Origin of the sequence: Streptomyces sp. MMBL 11-1 (assembly GCF_028622875.1) — a bacterium.
In the GTDB taxonomy this organism is placed as follows: Bacteria; Actinomycetota; Actinomycetes; order Streptomycetales; family Streptomycetaceae; genus Streptomyces.
This window is the reverse complement of the sequence record NZ_CP117709.1, coordinates 3,009,945-3,030,691: the sequence shown is the minus strand read 5'-3', so window position 1 is coordinate 3,030,691 and position 20,747 is coordinate 3,009,945. Positions and strand designations below refer to the sequence as shown.

At 72.1% G+C, this 20,747-nt stretch carries 18 protein-coding genes and 1 pseudogene; 12 read left to right on the top strand and 7 right to left on the bottom strand.

The window, feature by feature from the left end:
• Positions 1–60 precede the first annotated feature (60 nt).
• Entirely contained in the window at positions 61–255 is a 195-nt protein-coding gene (locus PSQ21_RS12990) for a hypothetical protein (protein WP_274030656.1), read from the top strand.
• 221 nt (positions 256–476) lie between these two features.
• On the opposite strand, the gene PSQ21_RS12985 is transcribed toward PSQ21_RS12990, so the two are convergent.
• Positions 477–3,908, bottom strand: coding sequence for a S41 family peptidase (locus PSQ21_RS12985; RefSeq protein WP_274030654.1), 3,432 nt, complete (start codon positions 3,906–3,908; stop codon positions 477–479).
• 186 nt (positions 3,909–4,094) lie between these two features.
• Here PSQ21_RS12985 and PSQ21_RS12980 point away from each other — a divergent pair, with 186 nt between their 5' ends.
• Positions 4,095–4,667: a TetR/AcrR family transcriptional regulator gene (locus PSQ21_RS12980; protein WP_274030653.1), complete on the top strand. Its 573-nt coding sequence runs from the start codon at positions 4,095–4,097 to the stop codon at positions 4,665–4,667.
• 121 nt (positions 4,668–4,788) lie between these two features.
• Positions 4,789–7,008: an MMPL family transporter gene (locus tag PSQ21_RS12975; RefSeq protein ID WP_274030652.1), complete on the top strand. Its 2,220-nt coding sequence runs from the start codon at positions 4,789–4,791 to the stop codon at positions 7,006–7,008.
• A gap of 262 nt (positions 7,009–7,270) precedes the next feature.
• On the opposite strand, the gene PSQ21_RS12970 is transcribed toward PSQ21_RS12975, so the two are convergent.
• Entirely contained in the window at positions 7,271–7,735 is a 465-nt protein-coding gene (locus PSQ21_RS12970) for an SsgA family sporulation/cell division regulator (RefSeq protein ID WP_274030651.1), read from the bottom strand.
• Between the two features lie 57 nt (positions 7,736–7,792).
• On the opposite strand from PSQ21_RS12970, the gene PSQ21_RS12965 reads away from it, so the two are divergent.
• The 4 genes from PSQ21_RS12965 to PSQ21_RS12950 all read left to right on the top strand — a co-directional run bounded on the left by PSQ21_RS12965 (position 7,793) and on the right by PSQ21_RS12950 (position 10,314).
• On the top strand, positions 7,793–7,933 hold the full coding sequence (locus PSQ21_RS12965; RefSeq protein WP_274030650.1) for a hypothetical protein: 141 nt from the start codon (positions 7,793–7,795) through the stop codon (positions 7,931–7,933).
• 286 nt (positions 7,934–8,219) lie between these two features.
• Positions 8,220–9,386: a serine hydrolase domain-containing protein gene (locus tag PSQ21_RS12960; RefSeq protein WP_274035735.1), complete on the top strand. Its 1,167-nt coding sequence runs from the start codon at positions 8,220–8,222 to the stop codon at positions 9,384–9,386.
• Positions 9,383–10,186 (top strand): SDR family NAD(P)-dependent oxidoreductase, encoded by an 804-nt coding sequence (locus PSQ21_RS12955; protein ID WP_274030649.1) that lies wholly within the window; start codon positions 9,383–9,385, stop codon positions 10,184–10,186. Before PSQ21_RS12960 ends, PSQ21_RS12955 begins: the two co-directional genes overlap by 4 nt.
• Entirely contained in the window at positions 10,183–10,314 is a 132-nt protein-coding gene (locus tag PSQ21_RS12950) for a hypothetical protein (RefSeq protein ID WP_274030648.1), read from the top strand. The genes PSQ21_RS12955 and PSQ21_RS12950 overlap by 4 nt, the downstream gene beginning before the upstream one ends.
• 42 nt (positions 10,315–10,356) lie before the next feature.
• Here the strand turns inward: PSQ21_RS12950 and PSQ21_RS12945 are convergent, their stop codons facing one another.
• Positions 10,357–10,887 (bottom strand): GNAT family N-acetyltransferase, encoded by a 531-nt coding sequence (locus tag PSQ21_RS12945; protein ID WP_274030647.1) that lies wholly within the window; start codon positions 10,885–10,887, stop codon positions 10,357–10,359.
• A gap of 296 nt (positions 10,888–11,183) precedes the next feature.
• Here PSQ21_RS12945 and PSQ21_RS12940 point away from each other — a divergent pair, with 296 nt between their 5' ends.
• Both PSQ21_RS12940 and PSQ21_RS12935 read left to right on the top strand, forming a co-directional pair.
• Complete coding sequence (locus PSQ21_RS12940; RefSeq protein WP_274030646.1) at positions 11,184–12,062, top strand: alpha/beta fold hydrolase; 879 nt, start codon at positions 11,184–11,186, stop codon at positions 12,060–12,062.
• A 490-nt stretch (positions 12,063–12,552) separates the two neighbouring features.
• Positions 12,553–14,085 carry an alanine/glycine:cation symporter family protein gene (locus PSQ21_RS12935; RefSeq protein ID WP_274030645.1) on the top strand — a complete coding sequence of 511 codons (1,533 nt, stop codon included), beginning with the start codon at positions 12,553–12,555 and terminating at the stop codon, positions 14,083–14,085.
• A 125-nt stretch (positions 14,086–14,210) separates the two neighbouring features.
• Here PSQ21_RS12935 and PSQ21_RS12930 read toward each other — a convergent pair whose 3' ends face one another.
• The 3 genes from PSQ21_RS12930 to PSQ21_RS12920 all read right to left on the bottom strand — a co-directional run bounded on the left by PSQ21_RS12930 (position 14,211) and on the right by PSQ21_RS12920 (position 16,367).
• Positions 14,211–15,062: a DMT family transporter gene (locus tag PSQ21_RS12930; RefSeq protein WP_274030644.1), complete on the bottom strand. Its 852-nt coding sequence runs from the start codon at positions 15,060–15,062 to the stop codon at positions 14,211–14,213.
• Complete coding sequence (locus tag PSQ21_RS12925; RefSeq protein ID WP_274030643.1) at positions 15,059–15,577, bottom strand: YbaK/EbsC family protein; 519 nt, start codon at positions 15,575–15,577, stop codon at positions 15,059–15,061. The genes PSQ21_RS12930 and PSQ21_RS12925 overlap by 4 nt, the downstream gene beginning before the upstream one ends.
• A gap of 67 nt (positions 15,578–15,644) precedes the next feature.
• On the bottom strand, positions 15,645–16,367 hold the full coding sequence (locus tag PSQ21_RS12920; protein WP_274030642.1) for an AraC family transcriptional regulator: 723 nt from the start codon (positions 16,365–16,367) through the stop codon (positions 15,645–15,647).
• On the opposite strand from PSQ21_RS12920, the pseudogene PSQ21_RS12915 reads away from it, so the two are divergent.
• Positions 16,348–16,728, top strand: a pseudogene (locus PSQ21_RS12915) (MFS transporter); the annotation flags it as partial. The gene PSQ21_RS12920 and the pseudogene PSQ21_RS12915 overlap by 20 nt on opposite strands.
• A gap of 117 nt (positions 16,729–16,845) precedes the next feature.
• Here the strand turns inward: PSQ21_RS12915 and PSQ21_RS12910 are convergent.
• Positions 16,846–18,483, bottom strand: coding sequence for a penicillin-binding transpeptidase domain-containing protein (locus PSQ21_RS12910; RefSeq protein ID WP_274030641.1), 1,638 nt, complete (start codon positions 18,481–18,483; stop codon positions 16,846–16,848).
• A gap of 363 nt (positions 18,484–18,846) precedes the next feature.
• Between PSQ21_RS12910 and PSQ21_RS12905 the strand changes: the two genes are divergently transcribed.
• On the top strand, positions 18,847–20,247 hold the full coding sequence (locus PSQ21_RS12905) for a hypothetical protein (protein ID WP_274030640.1): 1,401 nt from the start codon (positions 18,847–18,849) through the stop codon (positions 20,245–20,247).
• A 262-nt stretch (positions 20,248–20,509) separates the two neighbouring features.
• Entirely contained in the window at positions 20,510–20,677 is a 168-nt protein-coding gene (locus PSQ21_RS12900) for a hypothetical protein (protein WP_274036106.1), read from the top strand.
• Positions 20,678–20,747: the final 70 nt, after the last annotated feature.

Here is a 20,747-nt window from a genome sequence, read left to right as displayed (position 1 = left end):
GCGAGGCCCCGCAGGGGGCCGCCTTCCACGTACTCCACGCATCCCACAGGAGTGAACAGCATGGGTATCGCAGACCAGTTCAAGGACAAGGCGCAGGAGCTCGCCGACCAGGCCAAGCAGAAGGGCGGTCAGGGCAAGGACGAGGCCAAGGACCGGGCCTCCAAGGGCCGTGACCAGGAGTCGGACTCCTCCTCGGGCATGCAGGACCGTGCCCAGGACGCGGCGGACCAGGCGCGCGAGCGTTTTGACCGTTGACGGTCACTGAGGTGTGACGCGTGCGTGCTGCGGTTCGCGCGTGCGTACGCGTCGCTCCAGGAGGCGCATCCGGGTGACCGGGTGCGCCTCCTTCTTGCGCGGGTCGCCGCGCCCCGGGTGCCGGCTCGAAAGATGTCCTCAGACGCCGGGCGGGCTGGAGGGGATGTCCTCAATCGCCGGGCGGTCCGGAGGGGATGTCCTCAATCGCCGGACGGGCTTGCCTACCTCGGCGGCAGCGGCGGCCGTCGCAGGTCCGGAGCCGTCTCGTACGACGGTGGCGTCGCCGCCGGGTGCGCGGCCAGCAGTTCCAGGGCCAGCCGGACCGCGTCGTCGAGCACGGCGTACCGGCCCTCCGCCCAGTCCAGCGGGGTGCGCAGGGCCTCCACGTCCGGTTCCACTCCGTGGTTCTCCACCGACCAGCCGTACGTGTCGAACCAGGCCGCGTTCATCGGCACGGTGATCACCGTGCCGTCGCCCAGGCGGTGGCGGCCGGTCATGCCGACCACGCCGCCCCAGGTGCGCTGGCCCACCACCGGGCCCAGCTTCAGCAGCCGGAACGCGGCGGTGATCATGTCGCCGTCGGAGGAGGTCGCCTCGTCGGCCAGGGCGACCACCGGGCCGCGCGGCGCGTTGGAGGCGTAGCTCACCGCCTGGGCGTTGCGGGTCAGGTCCCAGCCGAGGATCTTGCGGGTGAGGTTCTCCACGACCAACTCACTGATGTGACCGCCCGCGTTGCCCCGGACGTCCACGATCAGGGCGGGGCGGGAGACTTCGAGACGCAGGTCCCGGTTGAACTGGGCCCAGCCCGAGCCGCCCATGTCCGGGATGTGCAGGTAGCCGCACTTGCCGCCGCTCAACTCCCGGACGACGTCACGGCGTTTGGCCACCCAGTCCTGGTACCGCAGGGGGCGCTCGTCGACCAGGGGCATGATCGCCACCCGGCGGGAGGGGCCGCCGCCCGCCGGGGCGAAGGTCAGTTCCACCGTCGTGCCGCCCGCCGCCGTCAGCAGGGGGTACGGGCCGGCGACCGGGTCCACCGGGCGGCCGTCGACATGGGTGAGCACCGCGCCCTCCCGGATGCCCGTGCCCGCCAGCGGCGAACGCGCCTTGGAGTCCGAGGAGTCGCCGGGCAGGATGCGCTGGACGGTCCAGGCGCCGTCCCGGCAGACCAGGTTGGCGCCGAGGAGGCCGATCGCCCGCTGGTAGTGCGGCGGGCCCTCGTTGCGGCGGGCGGGGGAGACGTACGCGTGCGAGGTGCCCAGCTCGCCCAGCACCTCGCGCAGCAGATCCGCGAACTCGTCCGGCGACGCGACCCGTTCGACCAGGGGGCGGTACTGGTCCAGCACCCCCTCCCAGTCGATGCCGCACATGTCCGGCTCCCAGAAGTAGGAGCGGATGATCCTCCCCGCCTCGCCGTACGCCTGCCGCCACTCCGCCCCCGGGTCGACCTCGTGCAGGATGCGGCGCAGGTCCAGGAAGACCGTGGAGTCCGTGTCGCCCGGCTCGGCCGCGGGTACGGCGCGGAGTTCGCCGTCGTCCATCACGACCAGGCGGGACGCGTCGCCGCTCACCGCGAACCAGTCGAGGTGGTCGACCAGTTCGGTCCTGCGGGCCTTCGCGATGTTGAAGTGCTCCAGGGTCGGGCGCCCCGACATGTCGGCCGGGTTCGCGAACGTCTCGCCCAGCGCTCCCGAGATCGGCCAGCGCAGCCAGACGAGACCGCCGCCGCTCACGGGGGCGAGGGCCGAGTACTTGGAGGCGGAGACCGGGAACGGGGTCACCCGGCTCTCCAGGCCCTCGAACTCCACCATCACGGTCGACCCCTCCGGCGTACCCCCGTCCGGTACGTCCACCGGGTCCAGCCCGCCCGCCGCCGGACGGCCGTCGGGCGAGAGGGCGAAGGGGGACGGGGTGGCCGAGGAGAGCGGGACCAGGTACGGGCGGCAGCCGAGCGGGAAGGACAGGTCGCCGGTGTGGACGTCGTACACGGGGTCGAAGCCCCGCCAGGACAGGAACGCCAGATAGCGCCCGTCCTCCGTGAAGACCGGGTTCTCGTCCTCGAAGCGGCCGTTGGTGACGTCGACGATCACGGGGGCGCCCGGGCCGGAGATCCGGGCCAGCTTGATCTGCCGCAGCGAGCGGCCGATGCCCGGGTGCGACCAGGTCAGCCAGTCGCCGTCGGGGGAGAAGGCGAGGTCGCGCACGGGCCCGTTGACCGAGCGGATCAGCTCGGTGAGCCCGGGGTGCTCGTCGACCGGCGCCGCGCTGTCCGGGGCCGCCGCGCCCGTGGCCATGTGCAGGTCGGCGCGGGTCGAGCCGCTGGGCGCCTTCCCCCCGGCTTCCCGGCCTTCCGTATCGCCGCCTTCCGTCTCCCCGCCTTCCGTTTCCCGGGCTTCCGCCTCCGGCTCCCCCGTGTCCAGGAGCAGCAGGCGGCCGTCGTTCGACGCGATGGCGAGGCGCTCGCCCTCCGGGTCGGAGATCATCTCGTGGACCCGGCCGAGCTGCCCGGAGGCCAGCCTGCGCGGGGGGCGGTCGCCGCTGGCGCGCGGCAGGTAGGCGATCTCGACCGCGTCGGGGCCGTCCGCGTCGGTGACGTACGCGACCCGGCCGCCGCTGCCGAGCATCTCCGGCAGCCGCACCCGGACGCCCGGGGTGTCGGCGATGGTGCGGGCGGGGCCGTCGCGGTGGGTGAGCCAGTAGAGGCTGCCGCGTACGGTGACGGCGCTGGCCCGGCCCGTCTCGTCGACGGAGAGCGAGTCGACGTTGCTGGCGGCGGGCACCTGGTGGACGCGTCGGCCGGTCCGCGGGCCGCCGAGGCGCACCTCCAGCCTGCGCGGGCCGGCGTCGGGCGACGAGAGGTCCTCGACCAGCCACAGCTCGCCCGCGCACTGGTAGATCACCCGGTGGCCGTCGCTGGAGGCGTTCCGGGCGTAGAAGGCGTCGTGGTCGGTGTGCCGGCGCAGGTCGGTGCCGTCCATCAGGCAGGAGTAGAGGTTGCCGACACCTTCGTGGTCGGAGAGGAACGCGATGCGGCGGCCGACGAACATGGGGTTGGCGAGATGGCCGCCGATGTCCGGGAGCAGCCGTTCGCCGTGCAGCCACAGGCGGCCCGTGGCCCCGCCCCGGTAGCGCTTCCAGGCGGCCGGTTCGTGCGGGGGCGTGCCGGTGAGCAGCAGGGTGCGGCGCTCGCCGTCGATGTCGGCGACCGCGATGTCGGAGACCGGGCCCCAGGGGAGCCTGCCGCCGGGGCCCCCGTCGGTGGGGACGCTGTAGGCCCAGGAGAAGTACGAGAACGGCTGGTTGTGCGAGGACACGGCGAGGATCTGGCAGGCCTCGCCCGGATCGGGACTCCAGCCGCAGACGCGGGCGTCCGTCGAGCCCCAGTGGGTGAGCCGGCGGGCCGGGCCGCCGTCCACCGGGGCCAGGTGGATCTCGGGGTCCAGGGTGCGCCAGGTCGTGTAGGCGATGGAGGAGCCGTCGGGCGAGAAGCGTGGATGGCTGACCCGGGTCCGGTCGGCGGTCACCCGCCAGGCCCGTCCGGGGCGGTGCCCGGCGGCGGCGAGGGGGGCGACCCAGAGGTCGTCCTCGGCCGCGAAGCACAGCAAGTCCTGGTGGAGGTGCGGGAAACGGAGATACGCGACGTCGTCACTCACCCCCCAATGTTTTCGGTGCGCGGGGCCCGGGGCAACTTGTGGTGCAGAACACAAGCGAAACGATTTCGTTTCGCTGAGCTGTGCGAGTACGGTTCAGGTGTACGAAACGGTTTCGTTCGATGCTGAGCGGGGCCGCGCGAGAACGAGCGGGACGCCGGACAGGGTGCACGCGAAGGAGGTCGGCACATGGCACGCAGCAGGCTGACCCCCGAGCGTGAGGGCGAGCTGTACGGCGCCGTCCTCGACCTGCTCCGTGAGGTCGGCTACGACGCCCTGACCATGGACGCCGTCGCCTCCCGCACCCGGTCGAGCAAGGCCACCCTCTACCGCCAGTGGGGCTCCAAGCCCGAGCTGGTCGCGAAGGCGCTGCGGCACAACAAGCCGGGGAGCCTTGCGGACATCGACACCGGCTCGCTGCGCGGGGACTTCCACGCCGCGCTGAGCCGGACCGACGACTGCCAGATGGAGAAGGACGCCGCGCTGATGCGGGGCCTGAGCCATGCCGTCCATGAGTACCCCGACCTGCACCAGGCCCTGCGCGAGCTGCTGATCGAACCGGAGATGACCGGTCTCGCCCAGCTGCTGCAACGGGCGGTGGACCGGGGTGAGCTGCGTTCGGACAATCCGGCGCTGAAGTACATCCCGCACATGCTGGTCGGCGCGCTCGCCGCCCGGCAGCTGATCGAGGACCGCCCTGTCGACCAGGCGTTCCTCGTCGATTACGTGGACTCCGTGGTTCTCCCCGCCCTCGGTGTCTGACGTCCCCGTCCCACCCGTACGGCCCTCTCCCCGACGCTCCACCTGACACGCCGCTCTCGTCGTCGGGCTGGTTCCGCACGCCCGATTTCCACTCATACGACCTGACCGGGAGTACGCCCCCGTGGCCACTTTCCTCTACAAGCTCGGACGGCTCACCTTCCGCCGCCGCCGCTTCGTCGCCCTGATCTGGGTGGCGTTGCTGGCGGTCGCCGGATTCGGTGCGGCCACCGCGTCCACCGCCACCTCCAGCTCCTTCTCGATACCCGGTACGGAGGCGCAGCGCGCCTTCGACCTGCTGGAACAGCGCAACCCCGGCTCCAGCGCCGACGGCGCCACCGCGCGCGTCGTCTTCAAGGCGCCCGAGGGCGAGAAGGTGACCGACTCCGCCAACAAGAGCGAGATCACCGGCATCGTCAAGGAGCTGCGGTCCGGCTCGGACCAGATCGCCTCGGTCGCCGACCCGTTCGAGCGGCAGGCCGTGAGCCAGGACGGTTCGACGGCGTACATCTCGGTCTCCTACAAGGTCAACTCCATGGAGCTGACCGACAAGACCACCGACGCCCTGAAGGACGCGGGCAAGGACGCCGAGGACAGCGGCATGAAGGTGGAGATCGGTGGTGACGCGCTCCAGGTCATGCCGCACACCGGGGCCGCCGAGATCATCGGTGTCGCCATCGCCGCCGTCGTCCTGGTCATCACCTTCGGCTCGCTCATCGCCGCCGGGCTGCCCCTGGTGACCGCCCTCATCGGGGTCGGCATCGGGGTCTCGTCGATCACCGCGCTGGCCAACGTCCTGGATCTCGGCTCGACCACCTCGACCCTCGCCATGATGATCGGCCTCGCGGTCGGCATCGACTACGCCCTGTTCATCGTCTCCCGCTACCGCGCCGAGCTGGCCGAGGGCCGCGAGCGCGAGGAGGCCGCGGGGCGGGCGGTCGGCACGGCCGGATCCGCGGTCGTCTTCGCGGGCCTGACCGTGGTCATCGCCCTGGTGGGCCTCGCCGTCGTCAACATCCCGATGCTGACGAAGATGGGCTTCGCCGCCGCCGGTACGGTCGCCATCGCCGTCGTCATCGCCCTCACCCTCGTCCCGGCCCTGCTGGGCTTCGCGGGCAAGCGGGTCATGGGCCGCAAGGCGCGCAAGGCCGCCGAGGCGGAGCAGAGCCCCGAGGCCAAGCCGAACCTGGGCACCCGCTGGGCGCGGTTCGTGCTGCGCAAGCCGGTCTGGGTCATGCTCGTCGGCGTCCTCGGCCTCGGCGTCATCGCCGTACCGGCCGCCTCGCTGGAGATGGGTCTGCCCGACGACGGCGCCCAGCCGAAGTCGACCACGCAGCGCCAGGCGTACGACATGCTCTCGGACGGCTTCGGCCCCGGGTTCAACGGCCCGCTGATGGTCGTCGTCGACACGAAGAACAGCTCCGACGGCAAGGCCGCCGCCGCGCGGGTCTCCGAGGAGATCGACTCCATCGGCGTCGGCGCCGTCGTTCCGGCCGAGTTCAACAAGGCCGGGGACACCGCGACGATCGTGGTCATCCCGAAGGACCGGCCCTCCTCGGCCGCCACGGAGAACGTCGTCCACTCCATCCGCGACGCGGGTGCGGACATCACGTCCGACACCGGCGCGGAGGTCCTGGTCACCGGCGCGACCGCGATGAACATCGACTTCTCGCAGAAGATGAACGACGCGCTGCTGCCCTACCTGGCGCTCGTCGTCGGCCTCGCGTTCCTGCTGCTGATGCTGGTCTTCCGCTCGGTCCTCGTCCCGCTGAAGGCGGCCCTGGGCTTCCTGCTCTCGGTGGTCGCCGCCCTCGGCGCGGTCGTCGCGGTGTTCCAGTGGGGCTGGCTCGGCTCGCTCTTCGGCGTCGAGCAGACCGGCCCGATCATGAGCATGATGCCGATCTTCATGGTCGGTGTGGTCTTCGGCCTCGCGATGGACTACGAGGTCTTCCTCGTCACCCGGATGCGGGAGGCGTACGTCCACGGCGAGAGCCCGGGCCAGGCCGTCGTCACCGGTTTCAAGCACGGCGCGCGCGTGGTCACGGCCGCGGCGGTGATCATGATGGCGGTCTTCGCCGGCTTCATCGGCTCCAGCGAGCAGATGATCAAGATGATCGGCTTCTCGCTCGCCATCGCCGTCTTCTTCGACGCCTTCGTGGTGCGCATGGCGATCGTGCCCGCCGTCCTGGCCCTGCTCGGCAAGAAGGCGTGGTGGCTGCCGCGCTGGCTGGACCGGGCGCTGCCCAACGTGGACGTGGAGGGCGAGAAGCTGCAGAAGCGGCTGACGGACGAGCCCGGCTCCGAGGGCGGGGAGAGCGACGAGCGCGAGCTCGTACGCGTCTGAACCGACCCACCCGTGCGGCCGGACCAGGCCCTGCGGACTCCGGGGCCGCGTCCTGGCGGAGCGTGGCCCCGGAAGCGCCGGTCACCCGTGGGGACGGGGACCGGAGCACAGCGAGAGCCCCCGTGCGAACTCAACAGCACGGGGGCTTTCCTCGTGTCCGGGCCGGAGCCGGACCAGGCCCGCTCCGGCCGACGGCGAGCAGCCGCTGTGACCGATCCCGGTCCCGATGCGATCCCGGTCCCGATGGTGAAGGGCCGGCGCCTCAGCCGCGGGCGGGCTGTGCGCCCTGCTCGGGCTGTGCGCTCCGCGCCGGGCGGGTGGTGCGGGACGGCGGCTGCTGCGGCTCCCGTCCGGCGTCCGGTGACGTGGCCGGCGTCTGCGCCGATGTCTGCGTCTGCGCCTGCGCCTGCTGGGTGCGGGCGAGGAAGCGGATCAGCGTCCGGATCTCGAACTGGAACACCTCGACCCCGTCCGTCGAGTGCAGCTCCACGATCAGCTGCGTACGGCCGCACGGCCAGACGCGGACGGCGCCGCGCTCGATCGGGGTGCGCAGACCGCGTTCCAGGAGATCGCGGCCGAACGCCCAGTCGGTGCCGTCGGGCAGGCCGATGTGGACGGTGCGCCGGTCGTCGGCCGGGTCGTACCGGAGGTCGACGGGGACCGGGCGGGTCAGGGGGCCATCGGTGATGAGCCGGGCGCGGGCATGTATTTCGATCACGGGGGACATGGGCCGGCTCCTCCTCTATGTATAGCTCTGCCCTCTAATGTCCCATATTTTACGAAAGTGGCACGATGGGTCCGACCTGCCTCGGACCCGCAGGAGGCGGAGCCTCCCCTGCGTGTACCCGTACCCGATGGTTTCATCGACGCACCTGCCGAGGCCACCGCGCTGACGGCCACCAACCATCTGCCGTACGCCCCTTGAGCTCTGGTTCCGTCGGCGTAAACAGGTCGTGACAGCACGGTGGTGACGGCGACCCGCCCCCCGAACACCCTGGCGGGACGTGCACCATGGGGGGATGAGCGGGAGCGCGGGAGTGAGCACGACGGCGGGCGCGGAAGCGGAATCGGGATCGGGATCGGGCACGGGAGCGGAACCGGACACGAAGGCTGGACCACGCACGGGAACCGAACCACACAGGGGAGCGGACGTGACCGGGACCGAAGCCGTGGCCCAAGCCAGGACCGAAGCGGTGCCCGAGGCCGTCACCGTGGACGTACGGGGCACGGTCGCGCCCGGGTTCGAACCGGTCGCGGAGGCGTTCGTCCGTAACTTCGAGCAGCGCGGGGAACGCGGCGCGGCCGTCGCCGTCTACCACCACGGGCGCAAGGTCGTCGACCTGTGGGCCGGTACGAGAGACGTCGACGGCAGCGAGCCGTGGGCCGTCGACACCGTCCAGATCGTCCGCTCGGCGGGCAAGGGCATCGCCGCCGCCGTCCCCCTGCTGCTCCACCAGCGCGGACAGGTCGACCTGGACGCCCCGGTCTCCACCTACTGGCCGGAGTTCAAGGCGAACGGCAAGGAACGCGTCCTCGTCCGCGACCTCCTCGCCCACCGGGCCGGGGTCCCCGCCCTGGACACCGCCCTCACCCCCGCCGAGGCCGCCGACGGGGTCTCCGGCCCCGCCGCCGTCGCCGCCCAGCGCCCGCAGTGGGAGCCCGGCACCGACCACGGCTACCACGCCCAGACCTACAGCTGGCTGATCGGCGAACTGGTCCGCCGCGCCACCGGCCGCACCATCGGCCGCTGGATCGCCGAGGAGATCGCCCGCCCGCTCGGTCTCGACTTCTGGTTCGGGCTCCCCGCCGACGAGGCCCACCGCATCGGCCGTATCGGCCCGGTGGAGCCCCCGGCCGCCGCCACGGCGTCGGGCGCCCTGCGCGTACGCCCCAAACGCTCCGTCGTCGAGGCCTACCAGGACCCCGACTCCCTCACCCGCAGGGCGTTCGGCGCGATCGACCCGTTCCCCGACGAGAACGACCCCGCCTACCGCGCGGCCGAACTCCCCGCCTCGGGAGGCATCGCGACCGCCCGGGGCCTGGCCCGCTGCTACGCCGCGATGATCGGCCCCGTCGACGGCCACCGCCGGCTGTTCGCGCCCGCCACGCTCACCCTGGCCCGCACCGAGGAGTCGGCGGGCCCGGACCGGGTCCTGGTCGTCAACACCCGCTTCGGCCTCGGCTACATGCTGCACGGCCCGGCCGCCCCGCTGCTGGGCCCCGGCTCCTTCGGCCACCCCGGACGCGGCGGTTCCCTCGGCTTCGCGGACCCCGAGTCCGGTATCGCGCTCGGCTATGTCACCAACGGACTCCAGAAGGGAGTTACCGCGGATCCCCGTGCCCAGGCCCTGGTCAGGGCAGTACGGTCGGCGCTATGACACCAGCACCCGTGCAGACCTCAGCCCGGTTCGCCGGATACAGCGTCCTGATCACCGCCGCCGGCCAGGGCATCGGCGCGGCGACGGCCCGCCGCCTGGCGGCGGAAGGAGCTTCCGTCCTCGTCACCGACCTGGACGCGAAGCGTGCCGCCCACACGGCGGCGGCGATACGCGAGGCGGGCGGCACCGCCGAATCCCTCGTCTGCGACGTGGCCGACCGGGCGGCGGTCGAAGCGGCCGTCGCCCACGCGGTCGCCGCCTTCGGCCGACTCGACGTCCTGGTCAACAACGCCTACGCGGCGGGCCAGGACACCCCGCTCTTCGAGGACGAGACGGACGAGGTCTGGGAACGCGACCTGGACATCACCCTCTCCGGCCCGTTCCGCTGCGCCCGCGCCGCGCTGCCGCACCTGGTCGCCTCGGGCCGGGGCGCGATCGTCACCATCGGCTCGGTCAACGGTGAACAGGACTTCGGCGGCCACGCGTACAGCGCCGCCAAGGCGGGCCTGACCAGCCTCACCCGTACGCTGGCGGGCCACGCCGGGCCGCGCGGCGTACGGGTCAACCTGGTCGCCCCCGGCACGATCCGCACCGACGCCTGGGCGGGCCGCGACGCCGAACTGGACCGGGCCGCCGCCCTCTACCCGCTCGGCCGCGTCGGCACCCCCGAGGACATCGCGTCCGCCGTCGCCTTCCTCGCCTCCAGCGACGCGGCGTGGATCACCGGGACGACGCTGCGCGTCGACGGCGGGATCCTCGCGGTGAACACGGGCTTCCGGCAGGCGATGGCGCAGCCGTGAGCACCCCCTGGGCGGAGGCGGTGGTACCGGTCGTGCCGGTCGCCGTCCACCAGGACAGCACCCGGGCCGCGATCGCCGCCGGCTCCGACGGCAGAGGGGCGAGACCGAAGTGGTCCTCCAGCTCGTGACGCAGGAACTCGCCGATCCCCGCTTGCCCGGAACCGCCCGTCTCACGCGCGCCCCGTCGCCGTCCAGCGCTCAGTGCTCAGGATCATCAGCCGCTCGGGGTCGGGTACGGGGACGAAACCGACCTTCGCGTACAGCTCGTGGGCGTCCAGCGTCGCGAGCAGGGTCCGCTTCAGGCCGTACGGTGCGAGGTGGTCGCGGACGGCGGTCGCCAGCCGTACGCCCAGGCCTCCGCCGCGGTGCGCCGGGTCCACGTAGACGTCGCAGAGCCAGGCGAAGGTCGCCCGGTCCGTGATGACACGGGCGTAGGCGACCTGGGCTCCGTCGGGGCCGTAGACACCGAAGTTGAGGGACCCGCGCACGGACCGCTCAACGGTGTCGCGGCTGCGGCCGAGTGCCCAGAAGGCGTCGGTGGAGAGCCAGTGGTGCACCAGGCCGATGTCGAGGCGGCCGGGGTCGGTGTCGATCTCGTACCGGTCGGTGCCCTGGTCCCTGTCCCTGTCCCCGTTCCCGTCCCTGTCCCTCTCCCTGGCCCCGTTTCCGTTCCCGTCTTCGCTTCGCGTGGTGGGCGTCATGGGCTGGGATCGTAGTCGTGGGGGCCTCGAACACCTCCTGGTCCGCGGTCGGCCGGTTTCCGGTCCGGGGCACCCGTGGATCGTCGAACAGCGGTGTGGCATCATCCGGGCGCGGGCTCTCCACCCGAGACAGTCGCGGGCCTTCAACGAGCAAGCGCGGGCCTTCAACAAGCAAGTGCGGGGAGCGACATGATCAGCGCCACCACCGCCCCCGACGCCGCAGCGCACCGACCTCACGGTCCGATCGAGAAGTGCGTGCCCCCGTTGCCGATAGCGGCCCGACCCAGGACGGCCCCATGACTTCCGTGTACCGGAGCGAGCAGGCGCGAGCGGAAGTGCGGCGCTGGTGCGCCCATCGGATCGAGGGCTCGGGCCTGGCCCATGCCCGCAGCGAGGTGGTGACCTCGGCGGGGGCCACCGGAGTCCTGACCGCAGGGCCGGAGCCGCGCGACGGGGGGCCGACTGTCGTCCTGCTGCCGGGGACGAACATGAACGCCGCTCTGTGTCTGCCGGTGGTGGAGGCGATCGCCCGGGAGGGGCGCGTGGTCGTTCTGGATCTGCCCGGTCAGCCCGGGCTCAGCGCGGACCTGCGGCCCCGCGTCAATCGCCTTTCCTGGTACGGGAAGTGGCTGACCGAGGCGCTCGCGTCGGCGGTGCCGGGGCCGGTCGTCGTCGTGGGGCACTCCTTGGGCGGCGCGGTCGCCCTCGCCTGCGACGCTCCGCAGATCGTCGGCCGGGTGCTGCTCTCCAGCGCCGGGCTTGTCCGGCTGAGGGTCCCCGCCCCCCTCCTGGCCGCCACCGTCCCCTGGCTCCTGCGGCCCACGGTCGCCCGTTCGACGGCGCTCGTGCGTCACATGGCGGCTCCGGGGGAAGGGCGCGTCCCGGCGCTTCTGGGGGAGTGGATGGATCTCGTCGGGCGCTGCTGCCGTACCAGTCTCGCTCCGCCTCCCCTGCCGTCCGGTCTGCTCGAACTGCGGCGCTCCGTACCCACGTTGGTCCTCACGGGGCAGTTCGACCCCTTTCTGCCCCCGCGTCATCTGGGGCCGGCCGCCCGGCGTCGGCTCGGTGCGGAGTTCACGGTGATCGAGGGGGCGGGGCATCTTCTGCTGGACGAGTCGCCGGAGGCGGTCCTCGGCGCGGTGCGGGAGTTCTGCGCGGCACGCACGACGCGTTGATCAGCCGCGCCGGTCTGTCTGCGCGGCGACCGGCGGGGTAGGTGGGGGGAGGCGTCCCCTCCGGCCGGGGTGCCCCGGGGCCGGAGATGCCCCGAGGCCGGAGGTTCCCCCCGCTTTGGCCGGAGATACCCCTCCGACCTGCAGATAGGTGTCCGATAAACGTACCTGTGGTTCCGCATAACGATGACGTCACCCGCCCAGCATCTTCACCCGCACTCGCAAAAAAAGTGACCTGCATCACTAAGAATCGAGCAAACGGCGTGGTACAAATGCCCAACTTCCACGGCGGGGACCTCGCCGAAGCGGAGCGCCGGGACCGCCCCGGCGGCAGGCCAGAGCGACCGTCATCGTTGTCCACTCCATGGGACGCGCCGCGTCGCCGACCGGACGACGACGTTCGCTCATCCCTCCAGAAACGTTCCCCCATCGCACACCGACCGGCGAAGGCACCCCACCTGTCCGCCGTTCCCGCGTCATCGAGGTAGCCAACGTGTCACTCGAATCCATAACCGAGAACGTCGACGAAGCTGTCAGCGGGTTCTTCGAACCCATAGCCACATGGCTCGGCGAGATCGTCTTCTACGCCGTCCCCGTCGGCGGGACGGACCTCCCGCTCATCGTCGCCTGGCTGGTGGTGGCGGGCCTCGTCTTCACTTTCTGGTTCGGATTCGTCCAGCTGCGCAAGTTCCGCCTCGCCGTCGACGTGGTGCGTGGCAAGTACGACGACAAGGACTCGGCGGGCGAGGTCAACCACTTCCAGGCGCTGACCGCCGCCGTCTCCGGCACGGTCGGCCTCGGGAACATCGCCGGTGTGGCCGTCGCCGTCTCCATCGGCGGCGCCGGAGCCACGTTCTGGATGATCCTCTGCGGCCTCCTCGGCATGGCCACCAAGTTCGTCGAGGTCACCCTCGGTGTGAAGTACCGCGAGGTCCACGCCGACGGGACCGTCTCCGGCGGACCGATGCACTACCTGCCCAAGGGGCTGGCGGAACGTTTCGGGAAGAACGGAAAGGCCCTCGGCAAGGTCCTCGCCGTCCTCGCCTCGATCATGATCCTGTTCTTCGGGCTCTTCGGCGGCAACCTCTTCCAGGTCAACCAGTCCTACGCGCAGCTCGTCTCCGTCACCGGCGGCGAGGACGGGGCGATGGGTTCCTCCGCCGGTGCCCTCTTCTTCGGCATTCTCGTAGCCGCTCTCGTGGGCATCGTGCTCCTCGGCGGCATCCGCTCCATCGCCTCGGTCACCAGCCGGCTCATCCCCGCGATGGCCGGGATCTACATCGTCGCCTGTCTCATCGTCATCCTCGTCAACGTCACCGCCGTGCCCGACGCGATCGGCACGATCATCGAGGGCGCCTTCAACCCCGAAGGGGTCGCGGGCGGTGTGCTCGGCGCACTGATCATCGGGTTCAAGCGCGCCGCGTTCTCCAACGAGGCCGGCCTCGGTTCCGCGCCGATCGCCCACTCCGCGGTCAAGACCAAGCACCCGGCCAGCGAGGGCCTGGTCGCCCTGCTGGAACCGTTCATCGACACCGTCGTCATCTGCACCATGACCGCGCTGACGATCGTCATCGCCAACCCGGCCAGCTGGGGCGAGGCGCGCAACGACGATTCCATCGGCGGCGTGACGATCACCTCGGACGCGTTCGAGACCGTGCTGCCCTGGTTCCCGTACGTCCTGACCGTCGCGGTGATCCTCTTCGCCTTCTCCACGGTGCTCACCTGGGGCTACTACGGCCTCAAGGCCTGGACCTACCTCTTCGGCCGCAGCCGCACCAGCGAGATCGTCTTCAAGTCCCTCTACACCCTGCTCGCCGTCTCCGGGTCCCTGCTCACCCTGCAGACCCTCATCGACCTGGCCGACGCGGTGCTCTTCTCCCTGGCCGTCATCAACATCATCGGCCTCTACCTCCTCGCGCCCGTCGTCAAGCGCGAGCTGAACACGTTCCTCGAGTTCGTCCGCACCCGGAAGGCCGGCGGGACGGACGGGGACAAGGACGACGAGCCGTCCAAGGCAACCGTCTGAGCCTGCTCCGACCTGTCGCCTGACGCCTGATGCCGTATGTCCGGCCGGATGTCTGACGCCTGTTGTCCGACGCCTGATGTCTGTTGATGCCTTCCGCCGTGTGTGTACGCACCGGGCGGGAGGCATCAACTCGTGTGCAGCATCAGCCCGATGCCCACCACCATCAGCCCCGCCGCCGCGATCCTCGGGCCCCCGAAGCGCTCCTTGAAGAACAGCGCGCCGATCGCCGCGCCCACGATGATCGACGACTCGCGCAGCGCCGCGATCGGGGCGAGCGGGGCCTGTGTCTGGGCCCAGAGGACCAGCCCGTACGCGGTGACCGAGAGGGCCGCGCCGACCAGGCCCCGTACCGCGTAGGGCCGCAGCTGCGGGAGGAGTTCGGCGCGGCGGCGGTAGTACGCGTACGCCGGGATCGCCAGGCCCTCCAGGACCATCAGCCAGGCGATGTAACCCAGCGGGGCGCCCGAGGCGCGCACGCCGACGCCGTCGACCGTGGTGTACCCGGCGATGGTCAGGCCGGTGCCGAGCGCCGCCACGATCGCCGGCCAGTGCGGGCGCTTGCCGGAGCCCCGGATGCCCCACAGCGCCAGCCCGACCAGCCCGGCCGAGGCCACCGCCACGCCCGCCGTGGCCCAGCCGTCCGGACGCTCGCCGACGAACACCGCCGCCAGGACCGTCACCACCAACGGGGCCGTGCCCCGGGCGATCGGGTACATCTGCCCGAAGTCGCCGAGGGTGAACGACCGCATCAGCAGCAGCATGTACAGCACGTGCAGAGCGGCCGAGGCGCCCAGGTACGGCCAGGCCTCCGCCGCCGGGAACGGGGCGAAGAGGGCCATCACCACGCCGATCAGCAGACCACCGCCGGAGATCAGCGTGAAGGAGAGCAGCTGATCCTTGATCGCGTGCGCGATGGCGTTCCAACTGGCGTGCGTGACAGCGGCTATGAGGACCGCGAGAGCGACCAGAGGGGTCACTTGGCGGGCTCGCGCACATCCACGACCGTCGCGCCCGCGTGGGCGATCAGCGTTTTCGGGTCCAGCGGGAACACCGTGTGCGGGGTGCCCGCCGCCGCCCACACCACGGCGTGGTCCAGCAGCCGCCGGTCGGCCAGCACCCGGGTCCGGGTGGCGTGGCCGAAGGGCGGCACGCCGCCGATGGCGTACCCGGTGGTCTCCCGGACCAGGTCCGCGTCCGCCCGCTTGACCTTCTGCGCGTCCAGTTCGCGCCGCACCAGCTCGACGTCCACCCGCGAGGAGCCGTCCATCAGGACCAGCACGGGCACGCCGTCCGCCGTGAAGACCAGGGACTTGACGATCTCGCTCAGGGAGCAGCCGACGGCGGCGGCGGCCTCCGCCGCCGTACGGGTCGCGTCCGGGAAACGCCGCACCTCGACCTGGAGGCCCAGTCCTGCCAGCGCCTCGGCGAACCGGGGGTGGGCGTCGGAGACGGGGGCGGCGGGTGTGGTCGCGAGAGGTTCGGATGCGCTCATGGCTGCACGCTAGCGGTCGGCGCGGCACGCATGCGAGGGGGTTCCGGGCGGTGGACGCGAGGCGGTCCTAAGGGCTGTCCCGGTGGGAGCCCGGGGTGTGGCCGAACGTGCGGCGGAAGACCTCGATGAACGCGCTCGTGGACGACCAGCCGCACTGGTGTGCCACCGACGTCACCGGCGTCCGCCCGGTCAGCAGGATCAGGGCGTGATGGAGGCGGAGCTGGGTGCGCCACTGCGGGAAGGTCATGCCGAGGTCGCTGCGGAACAGCCGGGACAGGGTCCGGTCACTCGCCCCGACCCGGCGGCCGAGCTCGGCGAGCGTACGGCTGTCGCCCGGGTCGGCCTGGAGGATGTCGCACAGGGCGCGCAGCAGCGGGGCGGTGGGCATGGGCAGGTGCAAGGACTGCTGCGCGGACGCCCGCAACTGGTCGAGGAGCACGGCGCGGAGGCGGGCCCGTTCGGGGCGGTCGTCGCCCTCGGCGCGGGTGTAGGCGATGAGCAGTTCGCGCAGCAGCGGGCTGACGGCCAGCACGGTCGGCGTGTCGAGGCCGAGCGGATTCTCGGTGACGGGCAGCCCCACCAGGTGCAGATCGAGTTCGCCGTAGGCCCGGTGCGCGTGCACGGTGCCGGCGGGTACCCAGATCGCGCGCGTGGCCGGGGCGACCCAGGACCCCGCGCCGGTCGTGACGGTCAGTACGCCGCGGCCCGCGTAGACGATCTGGTGGTCGTCGTGCCGGTGGGCATCGATCGAGCCGCCGGGCGCCAGCCGCCGGGTGCGGGTCGGCGCCACCGTCGCGGGCGTGGTGTGGGCGCCCGGTCCGGCCGTCTTCCTGTTCCTGGCGCTGACCTCGGCCGGCCTGTACGTGCCGTTCTCGTTGCAGGTGACGCTCGGTCAGGACTACCTGCCCTCCCGCGTCGGCACCGCCAGCGGGATCACCCTCGGGCTGACCGTCAGCGTCGGCGGCCTGGCCAGCCCCGCCATCGGCGCACTCGCCGACGCCACGTCCCTGCGGACAGCCCTGGCGCCTCTCGTGGCGATGCCGCTGCTGAGCTGGCTGCTCTTTCGCACCCTGCGCGAACCGGCAGTGCAAGGGCCTCGGTTCGCGCAGGGCGTGGAAGGGGACGAGGCCGTCGTCGGGGCGGGGAAGTAGCCCCGATGACGGAGGCTGGGCGGCGGAGTAGGCGTCCTCCGCGTCGCGTGGTCCGCCTCACGCGTCACGTAGCCCCGGGTCACGCGGCCCGCGTCACGCCGGGCTGCCGCGGCGGTCTCAGCCGCCCGCGCGCAGCACCTCCGCGACGACCGGCCCCGCCGCGTCACCGCCGTGGCCGCCGGTCTGCACGACCGCCGCGGCGGCGAGGTCATTGCTGAAGCCGGTGAACCAGCTGTTGGAGGTCTCCTGTCCGTCGACCTCCGCCGAACCGGTCTTGGCGCCCTTGTCTCCGCCCACCGAGGCCATCGCCTTCGCACCGGTGCCCCAGGCAGCCGTGGCGCGCATCATCGTCGTGAGCTGCTGGGTGACGGACGGCGACAGCGAGCGCGAGGCGGTCGCCAACTGCCGGTTGTCCAGGGACTGCGGGACGATGACCGGCTGACGGAACGTGCCGGTGCGGGCGGTGGCGGTGATGGACGCCATGTTGAGGGCGTTCATCTGGACCGTGCCCTGACCGATGTACTGGGCGGCGGCGACGCCACCGGTCTCCTCCGGCACGCTGCCGTCGGTCGTGACGACACCGGTCTTCCAGTCCAGGCCGATCCCGAAGACGTCCCGCGCCTCCTTGGCCAGTGCGGCGTCGTCCTTCGTGTCGTCGATCAGCTTGATGAAGGCGGTGTTGCACGACCTGGCGAAGCTCTGGGTGAACGTACTGCCGTCCGGCAGCGCGAAGTGGTCCAGGTTGTGGAACGAACGCCCCTGGTACAGCACGTCCTTGGGGCACTCCGCCGCCCCGCCCGCCGTGACCAGGCCCTTCTCCAGCAGCAGCGCCGCCGTCACGATCTTCAGCGTGGAGCCGGGCGCCTGCTTCCCCTGCATCGCCGCGTTGAACCCGGTCGCCGGGTTGTTGGCCACCGCGCGGATCGCCCCGGTGGACGGCTTCACCGCGACCACGGAGGCCTGCGCGTACTTCTTCACCGCCCGCTCCGCCGCCGCCTGCGCGCCCGCGTCCAGCGTCGTCTGCACCTTGCCGGGCTTTCCCTCGGCGAGAGTCACCAGGCTGATGTCCGGCTGGGTCTCGTCGGCGGGCTCGATCCACGTCTCGATGCCGGGCGAACCACCCGCGCTCTCCCCGTACTTCTCGCGCAGCGTGTCCAGGATCGGGCCGAGCGAGGGGTACTTCTCCTTGGTCAGCACCTGCCCGCTGTGGTCGACGGCCTCGATCGCCGGCGTGGAGGACGCGCCCGTCTTCAGCGTCGCGCCCTCCGTCAGCTGCGGGTGCACGACCGTCGGGGCCCAGTCGACCAGGGCCTTGCCCGTCGTCAGGCCGCGCACCACGGTCAGCTCCGAGGCGTACGAGAGGGGCTTGGACTTCCCGTCGTACGAGACGGTCGCCTTGACCGTGTAGGGCACCTTCGTGCCGACGGCCGGGCCCGGGGTGATCTTCACCTCGCCGATGCGGGCGTCCTCGCCGTACGAGGCGAGCACCGGCTCCGCGTCCGCCTCGTTGTTGGTGAGGAGGGACGCGGCCGTCGCGTCCCCCGCCGCCCAGGCGTCGAGGAAGCCCTTCGACGTCTCCGCTGTCTCCTCCGCGCTCGGCGGCCCGGTCTTCACCTTCGACGACTCGGCCGCGCTCCGCGTACCGCCGTCCCCGCCGACGGTGTCGCCGAGCATGCTGTACGCCCCGTAACCGATCCCTCCGGCCATCAGGACGAACGCGCCGCCGATCACGGCGACCTTCGCTCCACTGCGCATCTCGCAGTCCCCCTCCCCAGGAGGCCCCCTGAACACGTTCAAGGGGCAACTGTGAGGAACCCTAAAGGCTTGTGGCAGGTGGTGAGGGCGTTGTTACCGGACCGGAATGCTTGGCCGGAAAGCGCTCTCCGTGGCGTGATGCGGGGTGATGTGGCGTGATCCGGTGCGCGACCCGCTGTTCGACGCGCCGCGCGACGCGGGGTGACCCCGTGCGATGGGGCGTGACACCGCGCGATGCGGGGCCATGCCGCGTGCGGCCGTGTGATGGGGGGCCGGGGTGGGAAGACTGGCCGGTAATGCACGGGGGAGCGAACGTCGGGGGGCGTGCGGCATGGGCGGACGAGGGCGCGCGGCGGTGGTCCGGTGACGGCCTGCCCCATCAAGCATCTGCCGACCGGAATCCTGCCCGAAGGTGCGTCCGACACCTGGACCGTGACCGGAAGCGGTGTCGCCTCCCGGCTGTCCGGCGGCATCTCCCCCTGGGCCGTGCCCGACGCCGAGCGGTGGCGGAAGGCGGCGGTCCCGGCCGTTCTCGCCCCGGCCACGGGCGGCTGGGCCCTGGCCGGCCTGGTCGCGGCGGCGTACGTCCTGCTGTTCGCGCTCTCGTCCGCGTCCCTGGCCTGGCACAGCGGGCCCGGGGACGGGACGGACTGGCTGAGGTACCCGGGGCTCGTCCTGCTGACCGCCCTGCCGCTCTGGTACCGGTACGTTCCGGTCGCCGCCGTCCCGGCGGCCGTGCTCGTCGCCGGGGAGGCGGCGCTGGCCCTGGCCCGGTCCGGCGACCTGGACGGCCCGGCGAGGGCCGGACGGCTGGTGGTCCTCGCCGCCTGCGCCCTCGCGCTCACGGGAAGCTGCCTCCGGCTGCGGGCCCGGCGCCGGCAGCGGGCCCTGGCGCTGGCCGCCGCGGGAGGACGCCGCTTCCCGCTGCCCCACGGCACCCCGGAATCGGACGGGCACCGGGGCCACCAGCAGGTCTACCTCGGGCTGGCCCTCTGCCTGGCCGCCCTCGGCGTCCTCGCCGAGGGCCTGTTCGGGGAACCCTCCGACTCCGGTGCCGCCTACGACGCCGTCGGGCAGCAGCGCATCGCCCTGGTGCTCCTCGTGGCCGGGACGTCCTTCTACGGCCGGGGCCAGCTCGCCCACCTGGCGGCCCGACGGCTGCACCGGGAGGCCCAGCCGGCCCTGATCGTGGGCGTGCGCGCCGGTGCGGACGGACGCCACTGGGTGTGCGCGGACGCCCGCACCCGCTCCGCGGCCCCCCTGATCGCGTACACCCCCCGCAAGGGCGACACCCGCGAACGGACGCGGCTCCTGGGCGGCGGCTCGGCGTACGGGGTGGGGAACGGGCACCACGACATCGACCCGCGGCACGAGCCCTTCGAAGCGGTCCTGTACGGCACCCCCGCGGAGGGCGACGAGGTCGTCCTTGAATACGCCTGCGCCGAGTACCACCGCCACCAGGAGCTGGGGCGGATGTACGCGACCGTGACCACGGTCCCGCTCCGCCCGGACCGCCGCCACGGGCTGGGCCCGTGGGAACCGGCGGACGGCGCCGTCCGGCAGCAGCAGCGGCTGCGCGAGGGCCGGGAGCGGGCGGAGCGCCACCGGCGGGCGGAGCGCGAGGCGGAGGAGCGCCGCACGAACCCGCCGCCCCGCTCGTCGCGCGGGTCGAGCGGGCGTGGCTCCGGCACCCGGCACCACGGGGGCGGCGGCTGCGGCTCCACGTGCGGGTCGAGCTGCGGAGGCGGCTGCGGGGGCGACTGATTCCCCCCGAAGTCATCCCGGGGACCCGCCCACCCTGCTCGGGCGCGGGAACGCGGAGCGCCGGCCCCGCGCCGACGTACGGGGGGCGAGTCCGTTGGGCGGCGAAGTGAACGGGGGCGCTGAGCAATGTGTGAATGCCGAATTGCCGGGCACCAGGACTTTCGCAATGAGGTTCTGGGACTTCCGGAACCGGGCGGTACCGGTGAGGTGCACTGAGGCCGTTGTGAAGCGCAGGCGCATACGCGTCTGAACCGTCTTGACGATGGGAAACGAAATGATCATCCTTGGGCTTATTCTGCTGCTCGTCGGCATGCTTGTCGGTGTCGGACTTCTGACGACCATCGGCGGCATTCTTATTCTGGTGGGTGCCATCCTGTGGATCCTGGGTGCGACCGGCCGTGCTGTGGGCGGGCGAAAGCACTTCTTCTGACCTTCGGGTGGCGGTCGGAAAGAGGAGTCCGGAATGCTGCCGACCGGACGGAAACCTGTGAAATGCGGGC